Raw genomic sequence first — 26,563 nt, forward strand, 5'->3', positions numbered from 1 at the left:
GCTCCCTTAGTTTATCGTGCCGGGCATTTTCAAACCACCGGCAGCTTCAAAGACATCGGTCACACACAAAAGTGGATCATGAACGCTGGCATTCACCTGCAAGGCAGCCGTCACCGCATCAAAATTGGCCCCTTCAAGATCAGCTTGTGCATCAAATGGGACCGTCACGACCAGACTGTCCTGGGTAAAGCGCGGATGCCAACCGGGACTGTCGATCAGAATAGGAAGGCCCGGCCAGGTTTTGGGTAGGTTGGGTGTTGCGCCCTCGGGAATATCGCGAACCTTCAACCCGTTCGGCCCACAGGCGTCATCCGGCACAAGAACCACCCAATGCGAATGCCAGCGGCGGCCGTCATTTTCCGGATCTCCATCACCGTCTTCATCAAAAAGAGGCGTGTCATCAAAGTCTGGATGGGACGTTACCGCAAACGACAGAATACCAGCATCTGCATCAAAACCGATTACAGAGGTGTCAATCGAGGTTGGCCACACATATGACCACACCGGGGCGCCTGCCAATTGTCCGTGTGCATCTGGTGTTTTGGTTCCTGGACGCCCCTTGAAATACATGGTGAATTCAAGGCTTGTATCTTTGCGAACGATATCTGCATGATGAATATCAAATGCAGGGTAATCCGCAGTCAGGGGAGCTTCAATCTGGTGTGCATATGCTGAGCTTTCAATCAATCCTGAAATCAGGATGGCGCCAGCCAAGGGGAGAATACGTGCAGTCATTTTGCGATCCTTGTAATAATAGTATCGAGTCGCTATTATCTATATTCGCAGACCGCGAGAAGGTCAATTGTTTAGTATCGAGTAGCTATCAAAATGAATACCGACGCACATAAGGCGGCAGATCTGATCGAACGGATCGCCCGCCTGATGCAGGCCGAAGAACAAAAAGGCCAGCTAAACCCGGCACAATGGGAAGCATTACGCTATCTTGCCAAAGCCAACCGCTTTTCAAGAACGCCAGCCGCACTTGCAGAATATCTCGGCTCAACGCGCGGGACGGTGTCCCAAACATTGATTTCACTGGAGAAAAAAGAGTGCATCAAGCGCACGCCCAGTGCTCGCGACAAACGCTCGGTGGATATTGCCCTTACCCCACTGGGACAACAGCACCTGACAAATGACCCGCGGCAAAAACTCGCTTCCTGCATCGAAGCAACCCGGAACGGCTTGTCCCTGCAAGAGGCCCTTTCACACGTTCTGAATGAGGCAATCCTTCGTAACAATGCGAAAAGCTTTGGAATTTGTGCAAGCTGCCGCTTTTTCCTGCGGACGGACAACCCCGAACACGCTGGCGCGTCACATCGTTGCGGGCTTTTGAACGTGCCGTTGTCAGACAAGGACGCTGAAAAAATTTGTGCTGAGCACGAAAAGTAATCTTGCGCTAATCGGCGTTGAGTGCCCCATTGGTCGCGCGAAGAGAGAAATTCTGCGCGATTAGACCCTTATCCAGAACAGAACCGGATCAGAAGATTTCAAGAGCTGCCCGATCTGCGAGCATGCCCGTGTCTAAAAGTATCTGACACTTTTTATGCAAACAGGGTCAGCAGTCGCCAAGCTATCGGACCAAGCATGGTCAGGACGCCGCCCCACATCATAGTGACGCCCCAGTTACGATCACGATTGGTAAAGCCGAAACCAAGCAGGCAAAAGCCGATAACGCAGATGATCAGAACAATGATGTTTTCGGTCGCCAAGTTCATGACAGCCCCCTTTTTGCCAAACCTTAATGCGTGGCGGAGTCTTCGCCGCCTTGCATCAATGCATGCAGTTTAGAACCATTTCGGTTCGACCTTCTTTGATCCGGATCATGCGACTGCAAAATACAATTGATCTGTCACCTGCTTTGAAATTTGCGCAATCATGCCCGTAAATGCCGGACAAACATGCGCTTTTCCAACGCGCAAACCCGCACAAACGCACCTTCTTACGACACAAGAATACGCAATTGAACGAATGACTACAGGTAAGTTGCGTCGCCCTCTTTGATTTTCTGATGGGTTCCTGTATGTTGCGGGCTCCCGACGCGGCCAGGGCGCTCCCTCGCGCGCCGGAAGACAAAGATTAACCATCTTGAATGGCAGCCGCGCTGTATTCTGGCCGCGGCCAGCAAGGGAGTATTCTATGAGCAAGATTCAAGTTAAGAATCCGATCGTCGAACTTGACGGCGACGAAATGACCCGGATCATCTGGGACTTCATTAAAAACAAGCTGATCCTTCCGTATCTCGACGTTGACCTGAAATACTACGATCTTTCGGTTCAGAAACGTGACGAGACCGACGACCAGATCACCATTGATGCGGCAAACGCCATCAAGGAACACCGCGTCGGCGTCAAATGCGCAACCATCACCCCTGATGAGCAGCGCGTTGAAGAATTCGGCCTGAAAAAGATGTGGAAGTCACCGAACGGCACCATCCGCAACATCATCGGCGGTACCGTTTTCCGCCAGCCGATCATCTGCAACAACGTTCCGCGTCTGGTTCCGGGTTGGACCCAGCCGATCGTTATCGGCCGTCACGCATTTGGTGACCAGTACCGTGCGACCGACTTCAAGGTTCCGGGCGCAGGCAAGCTGACCATCAAGTTCCAGCCGGCAGACGGCGGCGAAGCCATCGAACACGAAGTCTTCGACTTCCCGTCTTCGGGCGTTGCGATGTCGATGTATAACCTTGATGATTCGATCAAGGGCTTTGCACGTGCTTGCATGAACTATGGTCTGTCGCTCGGTTGGCCGGTTTACCTGTCGACCAAGAACACCATCATGAAAGCCTATGACGGTCGCTTCAAGGACCTGTTTGAAGAAGTTTTCCAGACTGAATTCAAAGACAAGTTCGAAGCCGCTGGCATCACCTACGAACACCGCCTGATCGACGACATGGTTGCATGTGCGATGAAATGGAACGGTGGTTTCGTTTGGGCTTGTAAGAACTATGACGGCGACGTTCAGTCTGACACCGTTGCGCAAGGCTTTGGCTCGCTTGGTCTGATGACCTCTGTTCTGATGACCCCGGATGGGCAGACCGTTGAAGCAGAAGCGGCCCACGGCACCGTTACCCGCCACTATCGCCAGCACCAGCAGGGCAAAGAAACCTCGACCAACCCGATTGCGTCGATCTTTGCATGGACCCAGGGTCTCAAGTACCGTGGTGAGTTCGATGGTACCCCGGAAGTCGTCAAGTTTGCAGAAACCCTTGAAAAAGTTTGCGTCGATACCGTCGAAGCAGGCTTCATGACCAAGGATCTGGCACTGCTGATCGGTCCGAACCAGAAATGGCTGACCACCACCCAGTTCCTCGACAAACTGGACGAAGGTCTGAAAGCTGCAATGGCCTGATCAATCTGATCACGCTGGCTGCTTTGCCAAATATCAAGGCCCTCGCCGATCACTCGGCGAGGGCTTTTTCTTTGTCACCCTGGTTTGCATTTCTGCCCGTTGATTGCGGATAAAAAGAACCCCGCCGGCGGGGGACCAGACGGGGTTTCCAGTTACCTGCGGTCTGGGTGCAGACCGCAGCGGTCAAAGCAGGATCAGCTGCTTTGCGTGGGAACTATTATGCTGCGGTATCGCCGGTATCACCTGTGTCTCCCGTATCACCGGTATCACCTGTGTCTCCCGTATCACCGGCATCACCTGTGTCACCCGCATCACCGGTATCGCCTGTGTCACCGGTATCACCGGTATCACCTGTATCTCCCGTGTCACCGGTATCCGGCTCGCCATCATCGGGGGTGTCCCCGGTATCGCCGGAATCCGGGCGGGTCAGCTCTTTCCAGCCATGGGTGATAATTTCCTGCTCGACATCAGGATCAACGTCAGGGCCAGTCGCCGCGCCAAAGACGCGCTGGATACCAGGCGGCAACGCGCCGGCAAGTCCAGGCGCATTTGCAATACCCCGCGGCATGCTTTTTCCATCAACTTCGCCTTCCTCGCCTTCTTCACCTTCGGCCGAAGCCGCACCCCGTCCTACGCCCCCGGACTGGAGACCAAGACCCTGTGCGCTTGACCGTGCTGCGGCACTGTTGCCTGGACCATCGGCACCGTTGCCGTTGCCACCACCGTTTCCATTGCCGTTGCCACCACCATTGCCATTGCCGCCGCCATTGCCATTGCCGCCGCCATTGCCGCTGTTCCCCGGACCATCGGGGCCGCCCGAACCGCTGTCGCCATTGGCGCCACCGCCATTGCCGCCACCATTACCGTTGCCACCGCCATTGCCGCCGGAATTGCCGTTACCGCCACCGTTGCCGTTACCACCACCGTTTCCATTGCCACCGCCATTACCATTGCCTTGCGCAACGGCGGTATTGCCCGACAGGTCAAACTTCGTGAAATCAAAGGAGACCGGAGCTGCAACCAGTGCAAAGGCACCAAAGCCCAGAATTCCAGCCGTCACCATCTTGTTGCGAAGTGATTTGTTCATTTGGATTGCCATCTTAAAGCTCCAGTCCATTGTCCAGAATTTCGCGTTCTTTGCTGGGACAACGCACCGGTTGAACAAATTCTTCCTCAACCCCGAAAATAATTTTCAAAACTTTTTTAAACTGTGACGGAAGAAACAGCCCCGCGCGAACGTTATATGCACAATAGAACCCAGAAAACCGAAACGGGACATCAGGTTTGGACACCGCACTTCGCTCAGAATTGGCTGATCTTCTGCCACGTGCCTTGCGGTTTGCCAGGTCATTGACGCGCGACGCCGTCGCTGCCGAGGACCTAGTACAGACTGCTTATATAAAGGCGGTCGAACGGATCGAACAATTCGAACCGGGCACGCGACTTGACAGCTGGCTTTATCGCATCATCCAGACAAGCTGGATTGACGAGAAGCGCCGTGACCAGCGACGTGGCAATGTCATTTCGTTTGAAGATGCGCGTGAAACGGCTCTTCCCATGCAAAACCATGGCGGAACCGACCGGATTTTCCTGCAAGCAGCCATGGCATCACTGGTTGAAGATCAGCGTGCGGCAATGACACTGGTTTTGATTGAAGGATACAGCTATCGCGAAGCTGGCGACATATTGGGCGTTCCCGATGGCACGGTCATGAGCCGCGTTGCACGCGCCCGCAAGATACTGGCCGCCCTGCATGACGACGATAGCAATTTGACAAATATGACGGCATCCAGCGAGGTTCGCCATGACCACTGAACTCAAGGAACAGGATTACGTCCTGTTGTCAGCCTATATCGACGGTGAACTTGCACCGACGGAATGCCGCAAGCTTGAAGACCGGATTGCAAATTGTCCTGTCCTGACGCGGCAATTCAACATCATGGCCGGGCAATCGATTGTCTTGCGCAACCAGTCTGACCGCTTGCTGAATGACCGGGTCTATCCGGAACTGAGCAAAAGCATCGCCGACATCCTTGATCAGAAGCCGGTTGCCAAAAGAAATCCCGCCCATGAGCAGACCGAAAGTCCGCTTAAGGCGCGTGCAGCAAACAATAATACCGCGATCTGGACCGGCATCGGTGCGGCTGCGGCTGTCTTGCTGGCCTTTGTTGGAGGCAACTGGTTCAATGAAAACCTGACCAATGATCAGGTGGTATTGGCCCCAAAGACCGACACCCATCTGGCGTCCTTCTCGCAGATTGGTAATCCGGTTCTTGATCACGAAATCAGCCTGACCCTTGAAAAAACCCTGAGCGGTGACATCCGTCATGTTGCACTGGCGCAGAACCAGACCCGCGACAGCGCATCCGACATCCAGATCGAACCCTTGCGGACCTTCCGTCAGGGCGGGCGTTTCTGCCGTGAATATCGGGTGACTTTCCCGGTCGATGCGGCCACTGCAACCCAAGACGGTTTTTATGGCCGTGCCTGTCGCACGGGCGAAGGACAGTGGGAAACGGTTTATCGCCTGATCCCCGGCGTTGAACTTCCCGACCTTGAGGAAGCGCCCCCCTCGAAACAAAAACTATAAGACAGCCGACAACGACGAAGAAGGGGTTTCGTCGTTGTCGGTTGCGGCACAAGACACCAGATAAAAAAGCGACATAAAATCTACCAAAAGAATATGCAGGATCAGGAAGATGAATAAGCCGACTATTCAGCGCCACCTTATGGCGCTTTCTTGCGTTTTGGGCATCGCATCACTCGGAGCGTGTCAAACGCTTGATGAATTTGGCGCGAAGCTCAATGAACTCAATGACGGCATGGGTCAGTATGCCGAAAAGACCGAGAATACCGGCCCCGATCTTGCCCCTGCATCGCTTCCTGATTTCGGCATCGGGGATGCCTTTGTCTATGACAGCGGACGCGCAATCTATGTCGAGGATATCAAGGGCGAAAACTTTGTCTGGAATGGCGGCGGTGATTATCTGTTCCAGACCAGCGCCGATTTCACCGGTCCTAATCTTGAATGGTCCTATACCGACAAGGAAGATCGCAAGCGGTCCGGATCAGCCTCCATCAAGGAAGGCTCCGAAAGCCTGTGGCCGCTGGAATATGGCAAGATGGTTCGTATTTCGACTGTCTCGGAAAACATTGATCCCGATACAGGAAAAACCAGCAGCTATGACCAGTGGCTGACCTGCAAGGTGCCCGCGACCGAGACGGTTGACGTCCCTGCTGGCACCTTTGACACCTATGTCATCGAATGTTCGCGCTATTACAAACAATGGTGGATGCAGACCACAAAATGGTGGTACGCGCCAGAAATCGGATTTTACGTCAAACGTGACCGTTCATGGAATTCGGGAACCGATCATAGCGAAGAGCTTCTGACTTATGGCCCGGCACCGGCAAAGATCCCGAAAAAGGCCCGCGATCAGCTTGCCATGACGGTTCAGACCGCACTTGAAAGCAATAATTCCGGCGATCAGGAAAGAACCAAAGTTGCAGGGCTCACAATTGCCGTCACTCCGCTCAAAACCGTTCAGACCGACAAGGGGGTCTGGTGCCGGACTTATCGTCAGGAACTTTCATCCCACAACCGCACCAGCCAGCAAATCAAATCTGCCTGTCGCACCAATGACGGTTGGGTGATCGAGGACGAAGTTGCCGACAAGACAGCAGTCACGAAATAAACCTGAATATCAAAGCCCCCATCCTTAACGGGTTGGGGCTTTTTATCCGGGTTTAAGCAACATTTTCGACCGAGGATCAGTACTCGACGGCATCAAGAATGGCGTCAAGCTCCCCGTTTTGCCGCAGTTGCTTCAGACCGGCATTGAACAGGCTGATAATGGTTTCGGCATCCGGATGGGTTTTACCAACGATGAAATGCAGCGGCACGTTTGAAAGCCCTTCTTCGATATGGGCAAAATCATCTGTGGAAAGTTCGGCAGCCTGAATGGAGCTTAAAGCTTCGGGACGCGGACTGATGACACAATCAACCCGGCCTGCTGCCAGAAGTTTGAAACATGTTTTCATGTCCGGTGGGGAAACGCGCTTGGCCCGGCCATTGGCAAACAATTTTCCGGTAAATCCAAGTTCGGCATGCCCCAGCGGCAGACACAGGTTTTTACCAATCAGATCGCTATTGGCATCAAAAGATCCGCGCTTTACCGCGTACCACCCATAAGCCGTCAGGTTGGTAATCGGATCTGAGAACAGAACGCTTTTGCTTCGAGCCCGTGTATAGGCATAGGGAAATGTTCCATCGACTTCCCCGTCGATGGTCATTTCAAACCCCTTAAGCCAGGATCGCCAGATGATCTCGACACTGTCATGACCATCGCGCTCAAACACCTTGCGAACAATATCGGTCACAACGCCGCCATGATCCATTTCACGATCAGCAAAGGGCGGAAACGCATCACCCGTTACAAATCGCAGGTTTCCGGCATGGGCCGGGGGTACAAAAACACCTGCCACCAGCACCAAAAACCACATAACCGCGCATTGCCGCGACTTCATCATTCTGACGGCTACCTTTCTATTGCCTTGCCTCAAAAGCCCGGACAATAGGGCCGCCATCCCGAGGCGACAAGCCTCTTGATTGACTGCTTATTGGAAGCATTACAAAAACACCCTGATCCGCATGAACCAGGGTGTTTCTTCTTAAATGCTCCAGAAGCATAGCTGATACGATTTGGTCAGGACGCCGCCTTGCGCACGAAATTTCCGCGCTGATAGTCGTCAAAGGCCTGCATGAGTTCCTGTTTGCTGCTCATAACAAACGGACCATAGCGAACCACCTGCTCGTTAATCGGACGTGCGGCAATCACCAGCATCCGGCCACCATTCTTGCCACCCTTAAGCGTGACACCATCGCCATCTTTCAAAATGGCCAGATGATGGGTCGGAACATCTTTGCCGCTCACCACCGCATCACCGATAAAGACATAAACCACTGCGGCATGCCCCTGCGGAACCGGAATGCTGACTTCGGCACCGGCATCAAGTTTGGCATCAACAAAGACCGGATCGGTTGAAATACCGTTGATCGGACCGGTCTTGCCAAACATCTCGCCTGCGACAAGGCGAAGGTCTGCCCCCTTGGAAACCGCAATCTCGGGAACATCAGGCGCTTCGATATTCTGATAGCGCGGATCAATCATCTTGTCCTTGGCCGGCAAATTGATCCAGAGCTGAAAGCCCTGCAAAAGACCGTCTTCCTGCATCGGCGTTTCGGAATGAATGATCCCCGACCCTGCGGTCATCCACTGCACGCCACCAGATCGCAGAACGCCCTTGGAGCCAATGCTGTCTTCATGGCCCATCGCCCCCTCGACCATATAGGTCACGGTTTCAAAGCCACGATGGGGATGTTCGGGGAAACCGGCAATGTAATCGTCAGCATTGTCGGTCGAAATGGAATCAAGCATCAGGAAGGGATCAAGCATATCAAGCTGTGGCGTTCCAATCGAACGCTTAAGCGACACACCCGCACCATCCGATGTATCCATGGCACGTAAAACGCGATCAACGGAACGTGCATTACTGATGGCATCAGTCATTTCAAAACTCCTCTTCCTGCCGGTGTGTTACACCGGATACCATTTCATGACTGACACTTTCGCATAAAACTGTCGCCAAACAAGGCACAATCAGGCACCTGATTGTTTACCCAGATGCAACAAAAAGGGCAGTACCGGTTTGACCCGATACTGCCACTTCATTCAGATAAATGTCTTGCGGATCAACCGGCAAGCTTGGCAGCCAGTTCGGCAACATGTTTGCCCTGGAAACGGGCGATCTCAAGCTCGTTCTCGGATGGCTGACGCGAACCGTCTGCACCAGCAAGGGTCGAAGCACCATAAGGCGATCCACCGGTGATTTCGTCCATATTGGTCAGGCCTGCGCAGCTATAAGGCACGCCAACAATTACCATGCCATGATGCAAAAGCGTGGTGTGGGTTGAGGTGATCGTCGTTTCCTGACCACCATGCTGGGTGCCGGTTGATGCAAAGACCGAACCGATCTTGCCAATCAGCGCACCCTTGGCCCACAGACCACCGGTCTGATCAAAGAAGTTGCGCATCTGTGCGGACATATTGCCAAAGCGGGTCGGAACACCAAAGATGATCGCATCATATTCCGGAAGATCGGAGACATCTGCAATCGGGGCAGCCTGATCAAGTTTGGCACCGGCTGCCTTTGCCACATCTTCGGGCATGATTTCAGGTACGCGTTTGATATCGACCTGCGTTCCCGCAACGCCGCGCGCGCCTTCGGCGACCGCATTTGCCATGGTTTCGATGTGACCATACATCGAATAGTAAAGAACCAGTACCTTGGCCATTTCTACCTCCTTGGTTGAATTTGACGAAGTACAATAATGACTTGCTGCTGTTCCCCTGATAATGACCAGATTGGAAACAGACTGCTTCGAAAATCGAAAAGATCGCCCTTATGACGCCGGGTTTTGCGCCAGAAACTGAACAACCTGATCGGGGAAATCGGTAAAGATGCCGTCAATGCCCGCGTCATCGAAAATCGCCTTGAGGGCAATATTCATGTCCCCTGCCCATTTCGGCAACTGATCGGCACGCAGCGTGTATGGATGCACCAGCAACTGGGCGCGCTGGGCAGCAATCAGTGTCGGGGTCATCACCGCCTTGCCATTTTCACCCAGTCCTGAAATCACCTGAGGCAACCATGGACCGATACCATCAACGATCTTGGCCATTTCAAGGATGCCATCACCGGATTTCAGATAATCGTAATCCGTGCCTTCTGGCGGCCCCCAGCGGTTTTCCCCCAGAAGCTGAACCAGTTTGCCCTGATAACGGAGATCATTGCGGATACGTTTGGTTTCTGCCCAGTCAAAACACTGAACAAAGGAATTGGAATCCGGGTTGTTATAACCCCATTTTTCCAAAACCGAGATCACGGCTTTGGAAATGTCCTGACCTTCGGCGTGATGGAATGCGGGATCCTTGATTTCCGGATAAATCCCGACATCGCGCCCGGTTGAATGGTTCAGACCGCGGACAAGCTTGATTTCTTCTTCAAGGGTCGGAATTTTGAATATTCCGAAATCACCGGGAAACCGGTTTTCATAAACCTGTTTGCCGCTATCGGCCTTGAACCGTTCGGTAACGGTCAGGGTTTTAAGTTCATCAAGCGTAAAATCAATTGCGTAATAGCGCCCGTCCTCGCGCTTGCGATCCGGGAATTTGGTGCTGACATCGGTTGTCGTATCAAGATGAATGTCATGCAGGATGACCGGAACCCCGTCCTTGGACAACACGACATCCTGTTCGATGTAATCCGCGCCCATGCCATAGGCCAGCGCCTTGGCCGGCAATGTATGTTCAGGCAGATATCCCGATGCCCCGCGATGGGCAATCACAACCATTTCGGCCTGAATATCCTGTGCCTGGACAGGGTTTATGGCACTTGTGACGAGCAACCCGACAACAAGCAGACCCGATTTGATCAGTTTTTTCACCGGCATCCCAGAATTCCTTTTTTTATCGCTGCCCCTTTGGCAGGGGTTCAGGACTATAGGCGCGGTTTCATGGTTCAGGAATGCCCGCAGGGCACCTGACAACAATCTTCATGAAACTGTTACCCTGTCTGGGTAACGCGGACCTAGCGGTTAAGTTCCCCGGTCATGCGATCAAGACCATCCAGCGTCAAAGGAAACATCCGGCCTTCCATCAGCTTATGCATGATCTGGATTGACTGGTGATGCCGCCACCAGTTTTCCGGTTGCGGGTTGATCCAGGCGGCATGATGGAAATGATCGACAAGGCGCTGCATCCACACAGCCCCGGCCTCCTGATTCCAGTGCTCTACCGCACCACCGGGATAGGTGATTTCATAGGGGCTCATGGTAGCATCGCCCACAATCACCAGCTTGTAATCCGCCCCATAGGTATTGATCACATCCCAAGTGGAAACCTGTTCGTTCCAGCGCCGCGCATTGTCCTTCCACAATCCCTCGTACGGGCAATTGTGGAAGTAATAATATTCAAGATGCTTGAACTCGGTTTTGACCGCCGAAAACAGTTCTTCGCAGACCTTGATGTGATCATCCATTGATCCGCCAACATCAAACAGCATCAAGACCTTGACCGCGTTATGGCGTTCCGGGCGCATCTGCACATCAAGCCACCCCTGGCGTGCGGTTGACGTAATGGTGCCGGGCAGATCAAGTTCATCGGCGGCCCCGGTGCGCGCCCATTTGCGCAAACGACGCAGTGCGACCTTGATGTTGCGCGTTCCGATCTCGACATTGTCATCAAGATTCTTGAATTCGCGTTTGTCCCAGACCTTGACCGCGCGCCGATGACGCGATTCATGCTGCCCGATGCGTACGCCTTCCGGGTTATAGCCATAGGCGCCGAACGGTGATGTCCCGGCCGTACCGATCCATTTATTGCCGCCCTGATGACGGCCCTTTTGTTCTTCCAGACGCTGTTTGAGCGTCTCCATCAGCTTTTCCCAGCCGCCAAGCGCTTCGATTTCGGCTTTTTCCTCGTCCGTCAGGAATTTCTCGGCAAGCTTGCGCAACCATTCTTCGGGGATTTCGGTTTCGGCAACCTCGTCCATGCCATCGGCCAGATTGACCACGCCCTTGAAATGTTCGGAAAACACCCTGTCGAACTTATCAAGGTGGCGTTCGTCCTTCACCAGTGCGGATCGCGCCAGATAATAAAAATCCTCAACCGAATACCCCGCCAGCCCCTTTTCCACCGCCTCAAGCAGCGTCAGGTATTCCCGTAATGAAACGGGAATGCGCATATCCTTTAGCTTATAGAAAAAGCCGGTGAACATAATGCTTAACGCCCTTCGCGGCGCGCCATGAATGCAAGCCGTTCAAACAGGTGCACATCCTGCTCGTTCTTGAGCAACGCACCATGCAATGGCGGCACGGCGGTTTTGGCATCCTTGGCGCGAAGGGCCTCTGGTGAAAGATCCTCGGCCATCAGAAGCTTCAACCAATCTAGAAGCTCGGACGTTGACGGCTTCTTCTTGAGCCCGGATACATCGCGAATGTCATAGAAAAGGTTCAAGGCCTCGGCGACCAGACGTTTCTGGATACCGGGATAATGGACCTCGATGATTTCGGCCATGGTATCGGCATCGGGGAAACGGATGTAATGGAAGAAACAGCGGCGCAAAAACGCGTCGGGCAATTCCTTTTCATTATTTGATGTGATGATGACGATCGGCCGGTTGGTTGCCTTGATGGTTTCCTGCGTCTCATAGACAAAGAATTCCATGCGATCGAGTTCCTGCAACAGATCGTTGGGGAATTCGATATCTGCCTTGTCGATCTCGTCAATCAGAAGAACCGGCGCATCTTCTTCGGCCTCGAATGCTTCCCACAGCTTGCCCTTGACGATGTAATTGCCAATGTCATGGACACGCTCGTCACCCAGCTGACTATCGCGCAGACGCGACACCGCATCATATTCATACAGCCCCTGCTGGGCGCGGGTGGTCGATTTGATCGACCATGTAATCAGTTTTTTGCCAAGGGATTTGGCGATTTCTTCGGCCAGAACGGTTTTGCCGGTTCCGGGTTCCCCCTTGACCAAAAGCGGACGCTGCAACGTGATCGCGGCATTAACAGCCACCATCAGATCTTCGGTTGCGACGTAATTCTCCGTACCCTGAAACTTCATTTTTGCCCTGCAACATAAGTTGACGTTTGCGTTAACCTAGGGCGTTGAAGAAATTTGGGCAAGAGGCCAAACCGACCTTCCCTTGCACCAACAGGCAACAACCATCCAAGAATGCAATCGCATCAACTGTTTGCCCGTCGCAATCACGCGCTATTGCGACTAAGCGCCTGTGCGGGGCTTTCCCCATACCAGTCCCGGTATGATCTTGAAAAGTTGCTGACATGGCTAAAACCAACCGCTGCGGCAACCTGCTTGACGGTGAATTCACCAGATGCCAGCAGTTCCTGTGCGCGTTCCATCCTTTGGGATCGAATAAAGTCGGCACAGCTTTTGCCCGTCTCACGCTTGAACAGGGTGTTCAGGCGACTTTCGGCCATACCAGCCACATCTGCCAACTGCGCTACTGCCAGCGGTGAAGCCAGATCGTCGGTGATTTTGGCGATTGCGTCCTCAATCACCGTCTTCTCAAGAACACTTGGTTCGGGTGCCCTTTCGGCATCTTCGCAAACAAGACAATAGGCATCTATCATCTCGGCCAGAAACAGGGTAGACAACCCTTCCAGTTTGAACTTGTGCCCGATCCCCGTCATCTGTGCCGAGAACATGGCGCTTACGATGCTTCTGATCTTGCTGTTAAGGACAAGTGGCCGGATTTCGATCACGCTCTGTTCATCAGACAGAAACGGAGCAAGTGCATCCGGTAACTCATGACCAAACCGTTGCCGAAGCGCATCGAGCTTGATGGTTACACCAGCGTGACGGATCAACTGCCCGGCCGGAAGAAAATAGCGCGTCCCAGCCACATCAACCCGCATCATCAAACCGATCTCGGGTGACATCATGTGTTGACGACCATCCGGACTATTGAAATCAAGATTGCCTAGAATATTCACCGACCCTGCCACCCAACCCGGCGTCAGGGCATTTTGCACATCAAATATGGAATCTTCACGGACATTCAGTTCTGCGCGGTGCAAACAGATACCATTGCCAAAATCGATCCGTTCAAGACGTCCGCTGACACCGGGTAATTCAAACAAATCCCCGTCGGCAAGCCTGAGCTCGCCAATGCCTTCTACGCGGTCATCGTTTGAAAGAATATCAAACGCATCTCCCGCGCCTTTCCGAAGGTCGCTCATAACTGCTTGTTCCTGACAGTTTGCTCATACTATCCACCGTCGATTTTTTTGACTGATGGCCGGTAAGGTGTCCTTGGCTTCATCGGTGCCCCAACACCCTGAACCCTTATTTGTTCCTTGTAACAATGGCTTATAATCATGACAGCCTAGGACTTTGGCCGTAAATGGGCAAGCCATTGGAACGACGTTTCCAAGCTGTCCGGTGACAACGGCCTCGCCCTAGCGGTCGTGAATGCCCTTGCCTTCAAGGATTTTGGGACGGTATTTGTCGATCCGGGCCATACGTGTCGCAGATTGTTTGGCCCCACCGATGTAAAGACCGTAACCGCGTTGACGTCCCGGCGTCAGAGCTTCGAACGCTGCTTTTAACGCGCTATCCTGTTCAAGCCGGGAAAGCAATTCAGCAGGCAAATCGATCTCGCTGCTTTTTTCGACCTTCAGGCCTGCTTGCTCGATTTTGATGGCCGCTGCGATATAAGATTTGATGCTGTTCTCGCATCCGGAAACTTCATCAACACTGGTAAAGCGGATCTGACGACCGGAATTTGAATTGGGACCGGGCGGAACCAGAATATTTGCCGGATCATCCATCAGTGCCCCCTTGAAGAACATCAGGGCCAGAAAATCCTTCATCCCCTGAATGATCGCGATGTTCTTGCCATCATGGGTATAGCAAGGCTTGGCCCATTTCAGGTCTTCTTCAAGGTCACATCCCAAAAGGATTTCGCGAAGGCGGGCGGTCTCAAGCGGCCAGTTTTCGTCCTTCTTGAAATAACCATCTGCCGGTGAGCTCATTATTTTCGGCTCCGTTCACATGTTTCAACCCTAAGGATTAAAAGTCATAACATCACGGTGCGAACACAACCATAAATAATAGCAGGCCATAAACGGCTCCTGCCAATCTGCTGACGACTTTAGAATATCGATATATTCGGACTTATGTCTGTGATGCGGAAACCCCCGGTCCTAGCCGGTTTGTGACACCAGATGGGCAAGCGGGATATTCTGGCGTGCGACCTGATCCTTGAGGCCGTCAACATCCATGTCCTCGTCCTTGACGAACTCGATGAACATCATGTTCACATTGTTAAAGACCAATTCGCCAATCGCGCTGCAATCGACATCCTTGCGTACAATCCCGCGATCCTGCAACGCACGGAAAAGATCGCAGACCTGTTTTGAAAGCCGGTGATCAAGGGCCGTATAGCGTTTGGAAAACGGTGTTTCGGGCTGCGCGATTGATAGGGACATCGCCGTGCGCCACATTTCCTTGGACAGATATGTCAGTGAGTGGTCGTAATATTTTCCGATCAGTTCAAACAGGGCATTGGCAACCTGATCATGCTTTTTGGCGATGATTACGTCACCTGCTGCCAGCACTTCCTCGACCTCCATCGAGACGGTTGCCATCAGCATGTCGCCCTTGTTTTTATAGTAATTATAGAACGTTCCGACCGACACACCGGCCATTTCGGCAATGTCCTCTATGCGTGCGCTGTCATAACCGACCTTGCGAAACAGGGTTGTCGCCGCCTCAAGAATTCGGCGGTTTTTATCGGCTTTTTTCTGGGCGCGCAGACTTGGCATCGTTACTCCGATAAAACTGAACGGGTTCAAAAATTACATTGACTCAAAAAATGAACGCGTTCAATATTTTTTCAACGGCACCGCAATGAGTGCCGATTTACCCAAGAAAAGGGAGGCCTCAATATGAAATCAGGGAGAGCCTATGTTTCGTCACGTTTCCACGGGGAAGACCCGCAATAAGCTTTTGGGTGGTGCTGCGACCTTCTTGCTGACTGCTGTTGCATTTGGCCAGGGCGCACAGGCGACCGAAGAATTGAACGCGCTTGTCTGGTGTGATCACACCGATCCGGCATTGATCGAGCCGTTCGAAAAGAAATACGACGTCAAAGTCAATCTCAAGGAATATGAAGGGACCGGTGCGGGCCTTTCGATCATCGAACAATCGCGTCCGGGGGACTGGGACGTGTTTGTGATTGACGGCGTTGATGTTCATCGCGCTGTTGAAATGGATCTTCTGGCGGAAATTCCGGCAGATGCCCTGCCGACGTCTGATATCTTCCCCGAAGTCGTGATGGCGGAAAACAATGTGGTGGATGGCAAGATCTATGCCGTCACTGAAAAGTTCGGCTACAACACCATTTCGTTCGACAAGACCAAGGTTGATCCCAAGGACATGGAAGACATGTCGGTGATCTGGTCGGACAAATATGCCGGACGCATTGCCATTTATGATTATTACCTGCCGGTGATCGGTCTTGTCGGACTGGGACTTGGTATCGATACGGCTGATCTTGGTGCGGACGATATGGACGCCATCAAGGACAAGCTGTTTGCGATGAAGAAGGTTTCCAAGCAGGTTGGTGAAGTTGTCTCCTCGCAAACGGCTCTGGCCACGGGTGAGGTCGATATTCTTGTTGGTGGTGGTGAATGGATCACGGCGGTTCTGTCCGAGGACAAACCGAACCTTGATTGGGTCATCCCCAAACAGGGCGGTCTGCGCTGGGCCCAGTCGATTGGCGTGATGAAAGAGTCCGCCAAGCCCGACCTTGCGCTTAAATTCGTTCAATACATCCTGAGCCCCGAAGGACAGGCACGTCTTGCGACCTCGTCCTGTTACTGGGGAATGCCCGCCAATGCCAAGGCAGGGGCAAATTTGACCGATGCGCAAAAAGCTGCCCTGCGATGGGATGATCAGGCGGGATACCTTCAAAACTCGCAGCTTTATCCGATCCCGGATGCCGATCTGGATGCCCAGATGCAGGATGCCTGGGTCGAGATGCTCCAGCAGTAAGCTTCCCTTGCTTATTGCCACCTGCCATTGCCCCGCTTTTTGCGGGGCAATGGTTCCGACTTGCGCTAAGCTTGCCACAACGGCGACCAAACCCTCCACGACACCCAAAATAGCAACCGGATCCATTGCCCGATACGTTGCTAGCAAAGGACACCGTGATGGCCCAAGCCACCCTTGAAACACGCGAAAACCGCCGCGCATGGGGATTTGTGACCCCTGCCTTGCTGTGGACCATCGCGTTTTTCGTGATTCCGTTCATCGTCATGGCCGCGATCAGCCTTGCCACCCGCAAGGGCCGCGAAATCGTCATGGCGTTCAATCTGGACAATTACATCACGTTTTTTGAAAAAGCCCATCTGCTTAAGGGGCTTTTCGTCTCGCTTGAGATCACATTCACCGTCACCATCATCTCGGTCGTTCTGGCCTATCCGCTGGCATGGATCATTGCCGAGCGTGTCCCGCAAAAATGGCAGCGCATGGCACTGATCATGGCGATCCTGCCATTCTGGACCAGCTATGTCGTGCGGTCCTATTCATGGCTTCTGGTTCTGGCCAAGAACGGCGTGATCAATAACACGCTTCTTCATATCGGCCTGATTGCCGAACCGCTTGAACTGGCAAGTACACGCACCGCCACCGTGATTGGATTTGTGCATTTCTTTGTCATGCTTTTGACCCTGACGATCTATGCCAATCTTGTGCAGATGCCGCCAAACTATCGCCGTGCCGCAGCCGATCTTGGTGCCAACGGGTTTCAGGTGTTCTGGCATGTGGTCTTGCCGCTGACCCTGCCCGGTATCATGGTCGGGGCGTTTCTGACATTTGTTCTGTGCATCGGGGATTATATCACGCCCCAAATCCTGGGCGGCAATAACGAACTGGCGCTGCCACAGGTCATCATGCTGCAACTTGGTCGCCGGGCCGACTTCCCGATGGCAGCAACGCTTTCGATCATTCTGATGGCGGTTGTGACACTGGCCTATATTGCCTGCGCGCGCTGGCTCAAGATGGAGAGAACATAAAATGATCTCTTCACGCTTTTCCAAACTGCTGTCCTGGTCTTATCTGATCGCGCTGTATGGCTTTATCTTTTTACCTGTAGCGGTCCTTGTCCTGTTTTCCTTTCAGGATGGCCGCCTGCCCGTCCCGCCCTTTAACGGTGCGACCCTTAAATGGTATGGCGAGGTCTTTGCCGATAGTCGCCTGATGTCTGCCCTTGGCAATTCATTGATGGTTGCCATCGGATCGTCGCTGGTTGCCTGTGTGCTTGGTTTCTGTGCGGCTTATGGTCTTGCACGTTATATGCTTCCGGCATCGCGCTTGCAGCGCGGGCTTCTGGTCGCCCCGATGACGGTAAGTTATCTGATCATTGCCCTTGGCCTGCTTTCGACCTTTAACTGGGTGGGGATTTCCCTGTCACTCTGGACGGTGGGGATCGGGCATGTGGTGATCAACTTGCCGCTATGCTTTGCGATCATTTATGCATCCATGGGCGACCATCAAAAGAACATCGAACGCGCCGCGCGAGATCTTGGTGCCGCCGAATGGCAAGTCATGACGCAAGTTTCCGCCCCGATGCTGATGCCATCGATCCTTGCCGCATTCTTCCTGTCGGTCACGTTCAGTTGGGATGAATTCATCATCGCATTTTTGCTGTCGCGCTTTGACGTCACCCTGCCTGTCGAAATCTGGAGCATGCTGCGTTCAGGTCTGAACCCGAAAACCAACGCGGTCGGAAGCGTTGTCTTTCTGGTATCGGTTGCGCTGCTGCTTATTCTTGAACTGATTGTCTTTAGAAGGACGGCAAAGAAATGACCGCCCCTGTATCCATTCGCAATGCAACGAAAACCTTTGGCGATTTTACCGCCCTTAATGATGTCAGCCTTGAAATCGCCGCTGGCGAATTCATTGTCCTGCTTGGCCCATCGGGCTGTGGCAAAACCACTTTGCTGTCCCTTCTGGGCGGGTTCCTGTCACCAACCAAGGGGGTGATAGAAATCGCCGGGCGCGATATGGGCGATGTTCCACCCGCCAGACGCCCGACCACCACGATGTTTCAGGACTATGCCCTGTTTCCGCACATGACCCTGCGCGACAATGTCGCGTTCGGCCTCAAGATGCGCAATGTCGCAAAGCGCGAACGCCAGACAAAAGCCGAGGAACTTCTTGATATGGTCGGGCTTAAGGCATCAGCAGGCAAGAAGCCCCATGAACTTTCCGGTGGTCAGCGCCAGCGTGTTGCCCTTGCCCGCGCGCTTGCCGTCGAACCTGATGTCTTGTTGCTTGATGAACCGCTTGGTGCGCTTGATCTGAAACTGCGCCGTCAGATGCAGGATGAACTCAAGGCGATCCAGAAACGTGTTGGCACCACATTCGTTCATGTCACCCACGATCAGGAAGAAGCCATGGCAATTGCCGACCGGATTGTGGTGATGAATGCTGGCAAGATCGAAGATGTCGGTCGCCCGGAAGATATCTATATGCGGCCCAGAACCCTGTTTTCGGCAAGCTTCATGGGTGAAGTCAACTTTATCCCCGGCACACTTGAGGCCGCTGGCAATGAAAGCATTTCGGTCAAGACGGTGCTTGGTGCGGTCACCTTGCCGAACGCGGCGCTTGGTGATCAGGCCCTTAAGCCCGGGCAAAAGATCACCCTTGCCATTCGCCCGGAACATTTTCGTGCCAGCACGGGGACCGGCCCGCGCATCACGCTGGGCAAGGCCAAGGTTGAAGACGGATCGTTTTTCGGCACCCATCATCGTGCCCATCTGAGCCCGCTGGATTATCCGAATATGGTGATCACCGCCCATATGCCGCAATCGGCCATCATCGAACCGGGCGCATGGGTTGATCTGACCATTGATCCCGCATCGGTGGTAATCCTGCCCGGTCATCCCGCCGCCACAGCGCAAGAGGACGCCGCATAATGCCCCTTGATCATGCAAAACCCGAAGACTGGTACAGCACGAAAACCGTCGGCGATGATGTCACCAATATCAGCGAACCGTTTATCGAGGAGTTTTATCGCTGCAATATCTGGCATGTGCGCGGACGCGACGGTGACATGCTTGTCGATAGCGGTATGGGCGTGGTGTCACTGACCGAGTGGGTCCCGCTGGTAACCGAACGCCCGGTTCAGGCGGTTGCCAGTCACACCCATTTTGACCATATCGGTTGCCACCACGAATTTGATCACCGGATTTGCCACCGCTGTGAGGCCGACCTTTTGGCTGCACCAACCCGCAAAAACACGCTGGCCGATCCCTATGTCACCGACGAGATTTTCACCAAACTGCCGCCGCTGCCATATTCATCAACCACCTATGCGGTCAAGGCGGCACCGGCAACCCGGATTGTCGAGGATGGCGATGTGATTGATCTTGGCGACCGGCATTTTGAGGTCATTCACACACCGGGTCACTCGCCGGGCGGCATCGCCCTTTGGGAAGCGGCCACCGGCATTCTGTTTTCTGGCGATATTGTTTATGATGGACCTTTGATCGAAGACACTTATCATGCAAATGCAAAGGATTACGTGCGATCAATGGAGCGGCTTTATGATTTGCCGGTCCAGATCGTCCATGGCGGACATTTTGCCAGTTACAGCGGCGAACGCCACCGCGAGATTATCAAAAACTGGCTGAGGGAACGGACCTGAATTCAGGCACTCAGCGTCGGGAACACATAACCCGACCAGTCACCACCATATGATCAGGAAGGCTTCCTTAATGGAAAACGCAGGCAAATTTTACATCAATGGCAAATGGGTTGATCCGATCTCGTCCCAGAAAATGGATGTCATCAATCCGGCCACCGAAGAAGTCATCACCCGGATCACGCTGGCCAGCGAAGAAGATGTCGACCTTGCAGTTGCCGCGGCCAAGCGTGCCTTTTCAACCTATAGCCAGACGACGATTGATCAGCGCCTTGGCTGGCTTGAAAACCTGCTTGCGATCTACAAGCGCCGCTACGAGGAAGTCGCCCGAACCATCAGCATGGAGCTTGGCGCGCCGATCACCATGGCCCGCGAACAGCAGGCCGATGCCGGTACCGCCCATCTTGAAGATTTCATTCATGTGCTGCGCGATCTGAAGCTTGAAGAAACCCTGCATAATGGTGAAACGTTGTTGCGCGAACCGATAGGCGTGTGCGGTCTGATCACGCCATGGAACTGGCCGATCAACCAGATCGTGCTCAAGGTCATTCCGGCCCTGGCAACCGGCTGCACCTGTGTGCTTAAACCGTCCGAATTCACCCCGCTTAATGCCACCCTTTATGCCGAAATGATCCACGAGGCGGGATTCCCGGCCGGGGCATTCAACCTTGTGCAAGGCGCAGGCCCGGTTGCCGGTGCCACCCTTTCGCAGCATCCCGATATTTCGATGATGTCCTTTACCGGATCGACCCGCGCGGGCAAGGCGATTACGCGCGATGCCGCGGAAAACATCAAGCGCGTCACGCTGGAACTTGGTGGCAAATCGCCAAATATCGTGTTTGACGATGTTGATGTCGAAGACCGCATCACATTTAGCGTCCTTGATGTCTTTAACAATACCGGCCAGACCTGCGACGCACCGACCCGGATGCTTGTTCAGCGATCCATCTATGACGAGGCCCTCAAGGTTGCAAAACGCGTTGGCGAAGCCGCAAAGGTCGGCGATCCGTCCCTGGAAGGCAATCATATCGGCCCGCTGGTCAGCCATATTCAGTTTGAAAGGGTACAAACCCTTATTCAGGCGGGCATCAATGAAGGTGCGACCATTTTGGCTGGCGGAGTTGGCAGACCTGACGGGATCAATGAAGGCTATTACACCAAGCCGACCATCTTTGCCGATGTGAACAACACGATGCGCATCGCGCGTGAGGAAATCTTTGGCCCGGTTGTCGCCATGATCCCGTTCGACACCGAAGAAGAAGCGATCAAGATCGCCAATGACACGCCCTATGGGCTGGCGGCCTATATCCAGACCCCGGATGCCGCAAAGGCCGATCGCGTTGCCCGAAAATTGCGTGCTGGCATGATCCGCATCAATGGTGCCTTCCCGCGTCCCGGAAGCCCGTTTGGTGGCTATAAACAATCGGGTATCGGGCGCGAAGGCGGCCTGTTTGGCCTTGAAGATTTCATGGAAATCAAGATGCTACATAAACCATAAGCGAATTCATGCATGCGTGACGGGCGGCATATCAATGCCCCCGGCACGACCATTGCGGGGAAACCGATGATCAAACTGTTGCTGGTGTTTTTAACGGGTCTCTTGATGTCATTTTCGGCCTTTGCCGAAAGCCTGTTTAAGGACAATCCCCCCATCGGGACAGTGATGGTTCAGCAAATTGAAACGCCACACGGTCAGGTCATGTTGCCAAAGGGGAACTGGATACTTGCCGGTGTCAAAACCTTTGACGCTGATGGCCCATACCCCCTTGGCAAAGCTGTTCTTGCCCGGATCGGGCAGGACCACACCCTTGATGGCCTGATCTTTCTGACAGTTTCGCTCAATGACGGCGCGGATTACCATCCCGGCACTGAAAAATGGTGTGCGCGAAACTCCAACGCCCTGTTCTTCAGGGAAATAGCGCCATCTGCCCCATCGGAAACCGGTTGCCTTGTCCTTGAAGAACTGGTCAGCCGGTTTGACAATCTGACACCACCACACTTCAAACAAGCATCAAGCTATCTTGCCGATCGCAAAATAGTGCATCCCGACACGATGTTTTTTGCGACATTTCAGATCGCCCGCGACCATCAATTCCTTTCGGTTTCCTACGGCTTTGACTTCCGCCTGCCACCAACCGAAATGCTGCCCGGATACGCGCCGTCAAACGATACCCGTTATGACGGTCCCTATTCAGATCTGACGCGACAGTCCAATTTTGATCTTGTTGTGGATTGGGCACAGGCCACGAAAACAGAAATCCATCGTGCATTTGTGAACCGATGATCGCGGTTTCGCGACATTTCCAAAGCATCGCCCGCAATCAATCACCACTTATGACATAAGGCTGGTGACATAGGGCTGGCAATGCCCGTCCCGGACCTTATAATCCTATCGTTGATCGATAAATCTAAAGATCCGGGCAACGGATCAGGAATGGATTGGGAAACCGGTTATGAATGCAATGTCCTTTGCAGATATGGGGCTTGCAGCACTGAAAAGGCGACAGTTTGATGCCGCCATCAATATGCTGCGTCAAGCCCTTGGCGAAGATATGGATAATCTTGAGGCCCGCTTTGGTCTGGCGCGCGCCCTTCACGAAAAAGGTTGGATTACCGAAGCTCTTGGCGAATATCGCACGGTGCTGCAATCTGATGGGGACAATGCCGACTGCCTCTATCACATTGCACGCGCCCTGTTGCAAAATGGCGATGCGCGCAGCGCACTCAATCATGTCGATATTGTTCTGCGAACCAAACCGACCGATGCTGCGCTGCTGACGCTGCGTGCGCAGGCTTTGCTGGAACTTGATCGCAGCGAAACGGCCCTGTCATCACTTCAGACCGCCGCCCATCACCGTCCGGGTTCGCAAACCATCCATCGCCTGATGGCAGCCTGTTATCGCGCCAATGACGATATTGAAGGCGAAAGGCGAGCGGTTGAACAGTTGCTTCGGATTGATCCTTCGTCGCTTGCCGCATCGAATGATCTGGGCGTGATCAATCTGCGCGAAGGCCATCTGATCGCAGCCTTTGAAGCTTTCGAACAAATCCTGTCGCAGGATCCCGACCATATCGAAGCCACCCTGAACCGGGCCATTGCCCTGACCGTCATGGGCGGGATGGATCATGATGCGATCTGGGCGCGCGTGATGGAGGTATGCTCTGATCTTGATGAACTCGATATCACCCGCAGCCTTGCCGATGATCTGGCAAAAATGCCCGATGACAAACGCAAGGGAACTGATGCCGCCAGTGCGCTGATGGCACGCGCCGCCCTTGCCCCTTACGATCTCACAGATATCTGAAACAAAAAACGCCCGCAAACGATGCGGGCGTTTCATGATTTTCCATGATCATCAGACCCGGATTATTCGGCGGCGACTTCCGCCGGTGCGGGTGTCAGTGCGCGCGACTTTACCCAGCTCAGAATACCGATCACACAAATCATGGCCGCCACCCCGCCGACCATGAAGGGCGACGTGTTATTGAGCCCCGCCAATACACCGCCGGTCAGAACGGCTGCAGCCTCGGCCAGAACATGGACGGATCTGTAAATACCCAATGCCTGCCCCTGTTCATGGGCCCCGGCCCCGTTTGAAATGAACAGGCTGGTGGTGACTTCGCACCATGCGATCCCGAAGGCGGCAATGCACATCGGCACAAACACCCAGACCAGACCATCCGGCAAAACAAAAGTAATCAGGCCAATGGCCAGCAACAGATGCCCAAGGGTCGCAACCCCGCGAAGCCCGAGCGGACGTTGCGCGCGTTCCACCGTCAATCCGGCCAGAATAAGCGGGATCGAAATGATCGCCGAACACATGCCAAGGAAGCTGCTGGTGACGTCATGGGTCTGGACCAGATAGACGCCAAAGAAGCAGAAGAACAGATAGATCGCAAAATAGCTGGCAAAGGACACCGCATAGCCCGGCAGCAATACCGGATCACGCAGCGTCGCCCATACCGAACGCCCGGCAACGATCTGATCATCCTTGGTCCGCCCGCGACGGCGCGCATATTCGGGAATATGCAGAACAACCGCGACAACCAGAAGGTTAAACCCGTACATGCCTGCGGCAAAGAAGAACGGCCAGGACACGTTAAAGGACGGATGAATGGACGGGTCCGAGAAAAAGCCCCCCATCAGGGGGCCGATGATCCAACCGACATTGATCGCAACCGTGATCAGGCCGAAATTGCGCACCTTGTTTTCAGGTTTGCTGATATCCGATGCAATCGACTGTGCGATTGCCATATTGCCCTCGCACAGACCCGACACAAAACGGCCGATCAGAACCATCGGCAAATTGGCATTCGCCACGCCGACCGCAACCACGACATAGCCACTCGCCGCGCCCAGAAGGGATGCCACCAAAACCGGCTTGCGCCCGACCCTGTCTGAAAGTCGACCAAGCCAGGGAGCGCCAATAAATTGCCCGATGGGATAAAGCGCCATCGCAACACCCAGCAGGATGGTGCGATATTGTTCAGGTACCGAGGGATCAAGAAAACCAAGTTCGGGTTTCAGGAACATCGGACCGAACACCGGATAGGGCAAACTGAAACCGGCAAAGCCAAACAGCACAGTCAGAAAGACTGCCGACATTGCCTTGTTTTCCTGCGACATGGGGAACTCCGTGGGGCGCTATTGGTGGCATCGTAAAAGGGGTAAAAGGGGGTATTCAAGTCATCATCAAAGGGCGCTGGCACTGGCATAGGTGACAGCAAGGGCGCGGACCTTTTCGCGGGCATCATCCACCTGCCAGCCTGCCCCGATCATCAGATCTGCAAGGCCGTCACACAGGATACCCAGCGCGTTCTTGCGCAGCTCCTGACCGTAATGCCGGTCGGTAATTTCAGACAGAACCAGCACATTGATCCCGTAACCAAGCCCCCAACTTCCAAGGTTAAGGTTGCGGCTACGACTGGTCATGTCCGATGCAATGCCAAGCTCGTCCTCACCCTCTGTCAGGAAGGTCTGAAACATGGTGGTAATGGCATTGATCTGATCAAGCTGCGCCTGATGTCGGGCCGGTGTGGCACGCTTCCAGACCGACGGCGCAAGGGCAAGATATTCGGCCTCGAACAATTGTGGATGATCGATGGAAAAGCTCAGATCAAGCAAATTGGCGATGATATATTTCTCGATCGCGCTGCCATCGTGATTGCGTGCGATATCGAACTTGTCGGCCCGTTTGGCACCGGCCATGACGGCAAGCCCGATCAGCAAATCCTCCTTGCTGGCAAAATGGCCATAAAGGGTGCCGACCGAGATATCACAGGCCCGCGCAAGATCGGACATCTTGAGCTCGAAAAAGCCGACTTCTGCAATCAGCTCCCCCGCAGCATCAAGGATCATTTTTTCGCGTTGCCTGCGTTTTTCCATGCGGTTTTGCGCAACCATGCCAATGCAGCCCTCTGCCAATGGATCATTTTTGACGTAAAATCGAATTTGGTTCAATTTCTTGATTTAAACAATCACCGTTTTTGCATGGGTGGGTTTCACGCCCGCATGACAGGTCGACAGAACACTGAAATTACGAAGAACAGGAAAACATAGAAAAAGCCCGGCAATCAGAACTGCCGGGCTTTCAAGCGCGTCTTTGGTGGCGCGTCGGGGGTCTGTTGTGTTTCAGGCAATCTGCCGAACAAGGCGCGATGTAATCCTGTTGACGGTGCCCGCGCTGATCATCACCAGCGTAAAACCGATCGGCCATGCAACGATAAAGGCACGCGCCCAACGGGACGGGTATCCGGCATCAATGCCGGTATTGATCAGGGTGACAATGCCGGTCATCAGGAAACACAGCCAAAGCGACATGAAGAAGGAAAACACAAAGCGCTGCATCTGCGGGGGGAACATATCGGATCCTCATATTGGGGCTGTCGTCTGGGTCAAACATCCCCT

At 53.7% G+C, this 26,563-nt stretch carries 28 protein-coding genes; 13 read left to right on the plus strand and 15 right to left on the minus strand.

The window, feature by feature from the left end; genetic code table 11:
- Positions 1 to 6: 6 nt before the first annotated feature.
- Complete coding sequence (locus WA318_RS13800) at positions 7 to 735, minus strand: hypothetical protein (protein ID WP_336081974.1); 729 nt, start codon at positions 733 to 735, stop codon at positions 7 to 9.
- A gap of 93 nt (positions 736 to 828) precedes the next feature.
- Here WA318_RS13800 and WA318_RS13805 point away from each other — a divergent pair, with 93 nt between their 5' ends.
- Complete coding sequence (locus WA318_RS13805) at positions 829 to 1,389, plus strand: MarR family winged helix-turn-helix transcriptional regulator (RefSeq protein WP_336081976.1); 561 nt, start codon at positions 829 to 831, stop codon at positions 1,387 to 1,389.
- Positions 1,390 to 1,541: 152 nt separating this feature from the next.
- Here WA318_RS13805 and WA318_RS13810 read toward each other — a convergent pair whose 3' ends face one another.
- Positions 1,542 to 1,715 carry a hypothetical protein gene (locus tag WA318_RS13810; RefSeq protein ID WP_181850277.1) on the minus strand — a complete coding sequence of 58 codons (174 nt, stop codon included), beginning with the start codon at positions 1,713 to 1,715 and terminating at the stop codon, positions 1,542 to 1,544.
- A gap of 421 nt (positions 1,716 to 2,136) precedes the next feature.
- Between WA318_RS13810 and WA318_RS13815 the strand changes: the two genes are divergently transcribed.
- Positions 2,137 to 3,351 carry an NADP-dependent isocitrate dehydrogenase gene (locus tag WA318_RS13815; RefSeq protein ID WP_114098553.1) on the plus strand — a complete coding sequence of 405 codons (1,215 nt, stop codon included), beginning with the start codon at positions 2,137 to 2,139 and terminating at the stop codon, positions 3,349 to 3,351.
- Positions 3,352 to 3,568: 217 nt separating this feature from the next.
- Here WA318_RS13815 and WA318_RS13820 read toward each other — a convergent pair whose 3' ends face one another.
- Positions 3,569 to 4,438 carry a hypothetical protein gene (locus WA318_RS13820; protein WP_336081979.1) on the minus strand — a complete coding sequence of 290 codons (870 nt, stop codon included), beginning with the start codon at positions 4,436 to 4,438 and terminating at the stop codon, positions 3,569 to 3,571.
- 197 nt (positions 4,439 to 4,635) lie between these two features.
- Between WA318_RS13820 and WA318_RS13825 the strand changes: the two genes are divergently transcribed.
- The 3 genes from WA318_RS13825 (at position 4,636) to WA318_RS13835 (ending at position 7,046) form a co-directional block, all read left to right on the plus strand.
- Positions 4,636 to 5,166 (plus strand): sigma-70 family RNA polymerase sigma factor, encoded by a 531-nt coding sequence (locus WA318_RS13825; protein ID WP_114098551.1) that lies wholly within the window; start codon positions 4,636 to 4,638, stop codon positions 5,164 to 5,166.
- Positions 5,156 to 5,941, plus strand: coding sequence for a hypothetical protein (locus WA318_RS13830; RefSeq protein WP_336081983.1), 786 nt, complete (start codon positions 5,156 to 5,158; stop codon positions 5,939 to 5,941). The genes WA318_RS13825 and WA318_RS13830 overlap by 11 nt, the downstream gene beginning before the upstream one ends.
- 109 nt (positions 5,942 to 6,050) lie before the next feature.
- The gene (locus WA318_RS13835; protein ID WP_336081985.1) at positions 6,051 to 7,046 is read left to right on the plus strand and encodes a TapB family protein; all 996 of its coding nucleotides are present in this window, start codon (positions 6,051 to 6,053) and stop codon (positions 7,044 to 7,046) included.
- A 76-nt stretch (positions 7,047 to 7,122) separates the two neighbouring features.
- On the opposite strand, the gene WA318_RS13840 is transcribed toward WA318_RS13835, so the two are convergent.
- The 9 genes from WA318_RS13840 to WA318_RS13880 form a co-directional block, all read right to left on the minus strand.
- Positions 7,123 to 7,881 (minus strand): substrate-binding periplasmic protein, encoded by a 759-nt coding sequence (locus WA318_RS13840; RefSeq protein ID WP_336081987.1) that lies wholly within the window; start codon positions 7,879 to 7,881, stop codon positions 7,123 to 7,125.
- 176 nt (positions 7,882 to 8,057) lie between these two features.
- Positions 8,058 to 8,921 (minus strand): pirin family protein, encoded by an 864-nt coding sequence (locus WA318_RS13845; protein ID WP_336081989.1) that lies wholly within the window; start codon positions 8,919 to 8,921, stop codon positions 8,058 to 8,060.
- Positions 8,922 to 9,103: 182 nt separating this feature from the next.
- Positions 9,104 to 9,706 (minus strand): NAD(P)H:quinone oxidoreductase, encoded by a 603-nt coding sequence (gene wrbA / locus WA318_RS13850; protein WP_114098546.1) that lies wholly within the window; start codon positions 9,704 to 9,706, stop codon positions 9,104 to 9,106.
- A gap of 108 nt (positions 9,707 to 9,814) precedes the next feature.
- Positions 9,815 to 10,864, minus strand: a complete 1,050-nt coding sequence (glpQ, locus tag WA318_RS13855) for a glycerophosphodiester phosphodiesterase (protein WP_336081993.1) — start codon at positions 10,862 to 10,864, stop codon at positions 9,815 to 9,817.
- A gap of 137 nt (positions 10,865 to 11,001) precedes the next feature.
- Positions 11,002 to 12,189, minus strand: coding sequence for a vWA domain-containing protein (locus tag WA318_RS13860; RefSeq protein ID WP_114098544.1), 1,188 nt, complete (start codon positions 12,187 to 12,189; stop codon positions 11,002 to 11,004).
- Positions 12,190 to 12,194: 5 nt separating this feature from the next.
- A complete protein-coding gene (locus WA318_RS13865; protein ID WP_114098543.1) occupies positions 12,195 to 13,043 on the minus strand; it encodes an AAA family ATPase in 849 nt (282 codons plus the stop codon).
- Between the two features lie 143 nt (positions 13,044 to 13,186).
- Positions 13,187 to 14,182 carry a helix-turn-helix transcriptional regulator gene (locus WA318_RS13870; protein WP_336081997.1) on the minus strand — a complete coding sequence of 332 codons (996 nt, stop codon included), beginning with the start codon at positions 14,180 to 14,182 and terminating at the stop codon, positions 13,187 to 13,189.
- Between the two features lie 219 nt (positions 14,183 to 14,401).
- A complete protein-coding gene (locus tag WA318_RS13875) occupies positions 14,402 to 14,977 on the minus strand; it encodes a YdeI/OmpD-associated family protein (protein ID WP_336081999.1) in 576 nt (191 codons plus the stop codon).
- A 171-nt stretch (positions 14,978 to 15,148) separates the two neighbouring features.
- The gene (locus tag WA318_RS13880) at positions 15,149 to 15,769 is read right to left on the minus strand and encodes a TetR/AcrR family transcriptional regulator (RefSeq protein ID WP_336082003.1); all 621 of its coding nucleotides are present in this window, start codon (positions 15,767 to 15,769) and stop codon (positions 15,149 to 15,151) included.
- A 142-nt stretch (positions 15,770 to 15,911) separates the two neighbouring features.
- Between WA318_RS13880 and WA318_RS13885 the strand changes: the two genes are divergently transcribed.
- The 8 genes from WA318_RS13885 (at position 15,912) to WA318_RS13920 (ending at position 23,960) form a co-directional block, all read left to right on the plus strand.
- Entirely contained in the window at positions 15,912 to 17,000 is a 1,089-nt protein-coding gene (locus WA318_RS13885) for an ABC transporter substrate-binding protein (RefSeq protein ID WP_336082005.1), read from the plus strand.
- A 158-nt stretch (positions 17,001 to 17,158) separates the two neighbouring features.
- On the plus strand, positions 17,159 to 18,022 hold the full coding sequence (locus WA318_RS13890) for an ABC transporter permease (RefSeq protein ID WP_114098538.1): 864 nt from the start codon (positions 17,159 to 17,161) through the stop codon (positions 18,020 to 18,022).
- A 1-nt stretch (position 18,023) separates the two neighbouring features.
- Positions 18,024 to 18,815: an ABC transporter permease gene (locus WA318_RS13895; protein WP_336082009.1), complete on the plus strand. Its 792-nt coding sequence runs from the start codon at positions 18,024 to 18,026 to the stop codon at positions 18,813 to 18,815.
- Positions 18,812 to 19,927, plus strand: a complete 1,116-nt coding sequence (locus tag WA318_RS13900; protein WP_336082011.1) for an ABC transporter ATP-binding protein — start codon at positions 18,812 to 18,814, stop codon at positions 19,925 to 19,927. The genes WA318_RS13895 and WA318_RS13900 overlap by 4 nt, the downstream gene beginning before the upstream one ends.
- Positions 19,927 to 20,658, plus strand: a complete 732-nt coding sequence (locus WA318_RS13905) for an MBL fold metallo-hydrolase (protein WP_336082013.1) — start codon at positions 19,927 to 19,929, stop codon at positions 20,656 to 20,658. The genes WA318_RS13900 and WA318_RS13905 overlap by 1 nt, the downstream gene beginning before the upstream one ends.
- Before the next feature lie 70 nt (positions 20,659 to 20,728).
- On the plus strand, positions 20,729 to 22,153 hold the full coding sequence (locus tag WA318_RS13910; protein ID WP_336082016.1) for an aldehyde dehydrogenase family protein: 1,425 nt from the start codon (positions 20,729 to 20,731) through the stop codon (positions 22,151 to 22,153).
- 12 nt (positions 22,154 to 22,165) lie between these two features.
- Complete coding sequence (locus WA318_RS13915) at positions 22,166 to 22,939, plus strand: hypothetical protein (protein WP_336082018.1); 774 nt, start codon at positions 22,166 to 22,168, stop codon at positions 22,937 to 22,939.
- 169 nt (positions 22,940 to 23,108) lie between these two features.
- Positions 23,109 to 23,960 carry a tetratricopeptide repeat protein gene (locus WA318_RS13920; RefSeq protein ID WP_336082020.1) on the plus strand — a complete coding sequence of 284 codons (852 nt, stop codon included), beginning with the start codon at positions 23,109 to 23,111 and terminating at the stop codon, positions 23,958 to 23,960.
- A 62-nt stretch (positions 23,961 to 24,022) separates the two neighbouring features.
- On the opposite strand, the gene WA318_RS13925 is transcribed toward WA318_RS13920, so the two are convergent.
- From WA318_RS13925 to WA318_RS13935, 3 genes are all read right to left on the minus strand, one after another.
- Positions 24,023 to 25,282, minus strand: coding sequence for an MFS transporter (locus WA318_RS13925; protein ID WP_336082022.1), 1,260 nt, complete (start codon positions 25,280 to 25,282; stop codon positions 24,023 to 24,025).
- Between the two features lie 66 nt (positions 25,283 to 25,348).
- Positions 25,349 to 26,059, minus strand: a complete 711-nt coding sequence (locus WA318_RS13930; protein ID WP_336082024.1) for a TetR/AcrR family transcriptional regulator — start codon at positions 26,057 to 26,059, stop codon at positions 25,349 to 25,351.
- Between the two features lie 228 nt (positions 26,060 to 26,287).
- Positions 26,288 to 26,518, minus strand: a complete 231-nt coding sequence (locus tag WA318_RS13935; protein ID WP_114098529.1) for a DUF2798 domain-containing protein — start codon at positions 26,516 to 26,518, stop codon at positions 26,288 to 26,290.
- Positions 26,519 to 26,563 lie beyond the last annotated feature (45 nt).

It is taken from the genome of Thalassospira sp. CH_XMU1448-2, assembly GCF_037027285.1.
In the GTDB taxonomy this organism is placed as follows: domain Bacteria; phylum Pseudomonadota; class Alphaproteobacteria; order Rhodospirillales; family Thalassospiraceae; genus Thalassospira; species Thalassospira profundimaris_C.

Bases quoted from the DNA above. Each gene is read 5' to 3' on its own strand.
- WA318_RS13800 (WP_336081974.1), bottom strand. From the start codon at position 735: ATGACTGCACGTATTCTCCCCTTGGCTGGCGCCATCCTGATTTCAGGA.
- WA318_RS13805 (WP_336081976.1), top strand. From the start codon at position 829: ATGAATACCGACGCACATAAGGCGGCAGATCTGATCGAACGGATCGCC.
- WA318_RS13810 (WP_181850277.1), bottom strand. From the start codon at position 1,715: ATGAACTTGGCGACCGAAAACATCATTGTTCTGATCATCTGCGTTATC.
- WA318_RS13815 (WP_114098553.1), top strand. From the start codon at position 2,137: ATGAGCAAGATTCAAGTTAAGAATCCGATCGTCGAACTTGACGGCGAC.
- WA318_RS13820 (WP_336081979.1), bottom strand. From the start codon at position 4,438: ATGAACAAATCACTTCGCAACAAGATGGTGACGGCTGGAATTCTGGGC.
- WA318_RS13830 (WP_336081983.1), top strand. From the start codon at position 5,156: ATGACCACTGAACTCAAGGAACAGGATTACGTCCTGTTGTCAGCCTAT.
- WA318_RS13835 (WP_336081985.1), top strand. From the start codon at position 6,051: ATGAATAAGCCGACTATTCAGCGCCACCTTATGGCGCTTTCTTGCGTT.
- WA318_RS13840 (WP_336081987.1), bottom strand. From the start codon at position 7,881: ATGATGAAGTCGCGGCAATGCGCGGTTATGTGGTTTTTGGTGCTGGTG.
- WA318_RS13845 (WP_336081989.1), bottom strand. From the start codon at position 8,921: ATGACTGATGCCATCAGTAATGCACGTTCCGTTGATCGCGTTTTACGT.
- wrbA (WP_114098546.1), bottom strand. From the start codon at position 9,706: ATGGCCAAGGTACTGGTTCTTTACTATTCGATGTATGGTCACATCGAA.
- glpQ (WP_336081993.1), bottom strand. From the start codon at position 10,864: ATGCCGGTGAAAAAACTGATCAAATCGGGTCTGCTTGTTGTCGGGTTG.
- WA318_RS13860 (WP_114098544.1), bottom strand. From the start codon at position 12,189: ATGTTCACCGGCTTTTTCTATAAGCTAAAGGATATGCGCATTCCCGTT.
- WA318_RS13865 (WP_114098543.1), bottom strand. From the start codon at position 13,043: ATGAAGTTTCAGGGTACGGAGAATTACGTCGCAACCGAAGATCTGATG.
- WA318_RS13870 (WP_336081997.1), bottom strand. From the start codon at position 14,182: ATGAGCGACCTTCGGAAAGGCGCGGGAGATGCGTTTGATATTCTTTCA.
- WA318_RS13875 (WP_336081999.1), bottom strand. From the start codon at position 14,977: ATGAGCTCACCGGCAGATGGTTATTTCAAGAAGGACGAAAACTGGCCG.
- WA318_RS13880 (WP_336082003.1), bottom strand. From the start codon at position 15,769: ATGCCAAGTCTGCGCGCCCAGAAAAAAGCCGATAAAAACCGCCGAATT.
- WA318_RS13885 (WP_336082005.1), top strand. From the start codon at position 15,912: ATGTTTCGTCACGTTTCCACGGGGAAGACCCGCAATAAGCTTTTGGGT.
- WA318_RS13890 (WP_114098538.1), top strand. From the start codon at position 17,159: ATGGCCCAAGCCACCCTTGAAACACGCGAAAACCGCCGCGCATGGGGA.
- WA318_RS13895 (WP_336082009.1), top strand. From the start codon at position 18,024: ATGATCTCTTCACGCTTTTCCAAACTGCTGTCCTGGTCTTATCTGATC.
- WA318_RS13900 (WP_336082011.1), top strand. From the start codon at position 18,812: ATGACCGCCCCTGTATCCATTCGCAATGCAACGAAAACCTTTGGCGAT.
- WA318_RS13905 (WP_336082013.1), top strand. From the start codon at position 19,927: ATGCCCCTTGATCATGCAAAACCCGAAGACTGGTACAGCACGAAAACC.
- WA318_RS13910 (WP_336082016.1), top strand. From the start codon at position 20,729: ATGGAAAACGCAGGCAAATTTTACATCAATGGCAAATGGGTTGATCCG.
- WA318_RS13915 (WP_336082018.1), top strand. From the start codon at position 22,166: ATGCGTGACGGGCGGCATATCAATGCCCCCGGCACGACCATTGCGGGG.
- WA318_RS13920 (WP_336082020.1), top strand. From the start codon at position 23,109: ATGAATGCAATGTCCTTTGCAGATATGGGGCTTGCAGCACTGAAAAGG.
- WA318_RS13925 (WP_336082022.1), bottom strand. From the start codon at position 25,282: ATGTCGCAGGAAAACAAGGCAATGTCGGCAGTCTTTCTGACTGTGCTG.
- WA318_RS13930 (WP_336082024.1), bottom strand. From the start codon at position 26,059: ATGGTTGCGCAAAACCGCATGGAAAAACGCAGGCAACGCGAAAAAATG.
- WA318_RS13935 (WP_114098529.1), bottom strand. From the start codon at position 26,518: ATGTTCCCCCCGCAGATGCAGCGCTTTGTGTTTTCCTTCTTCATGTCG.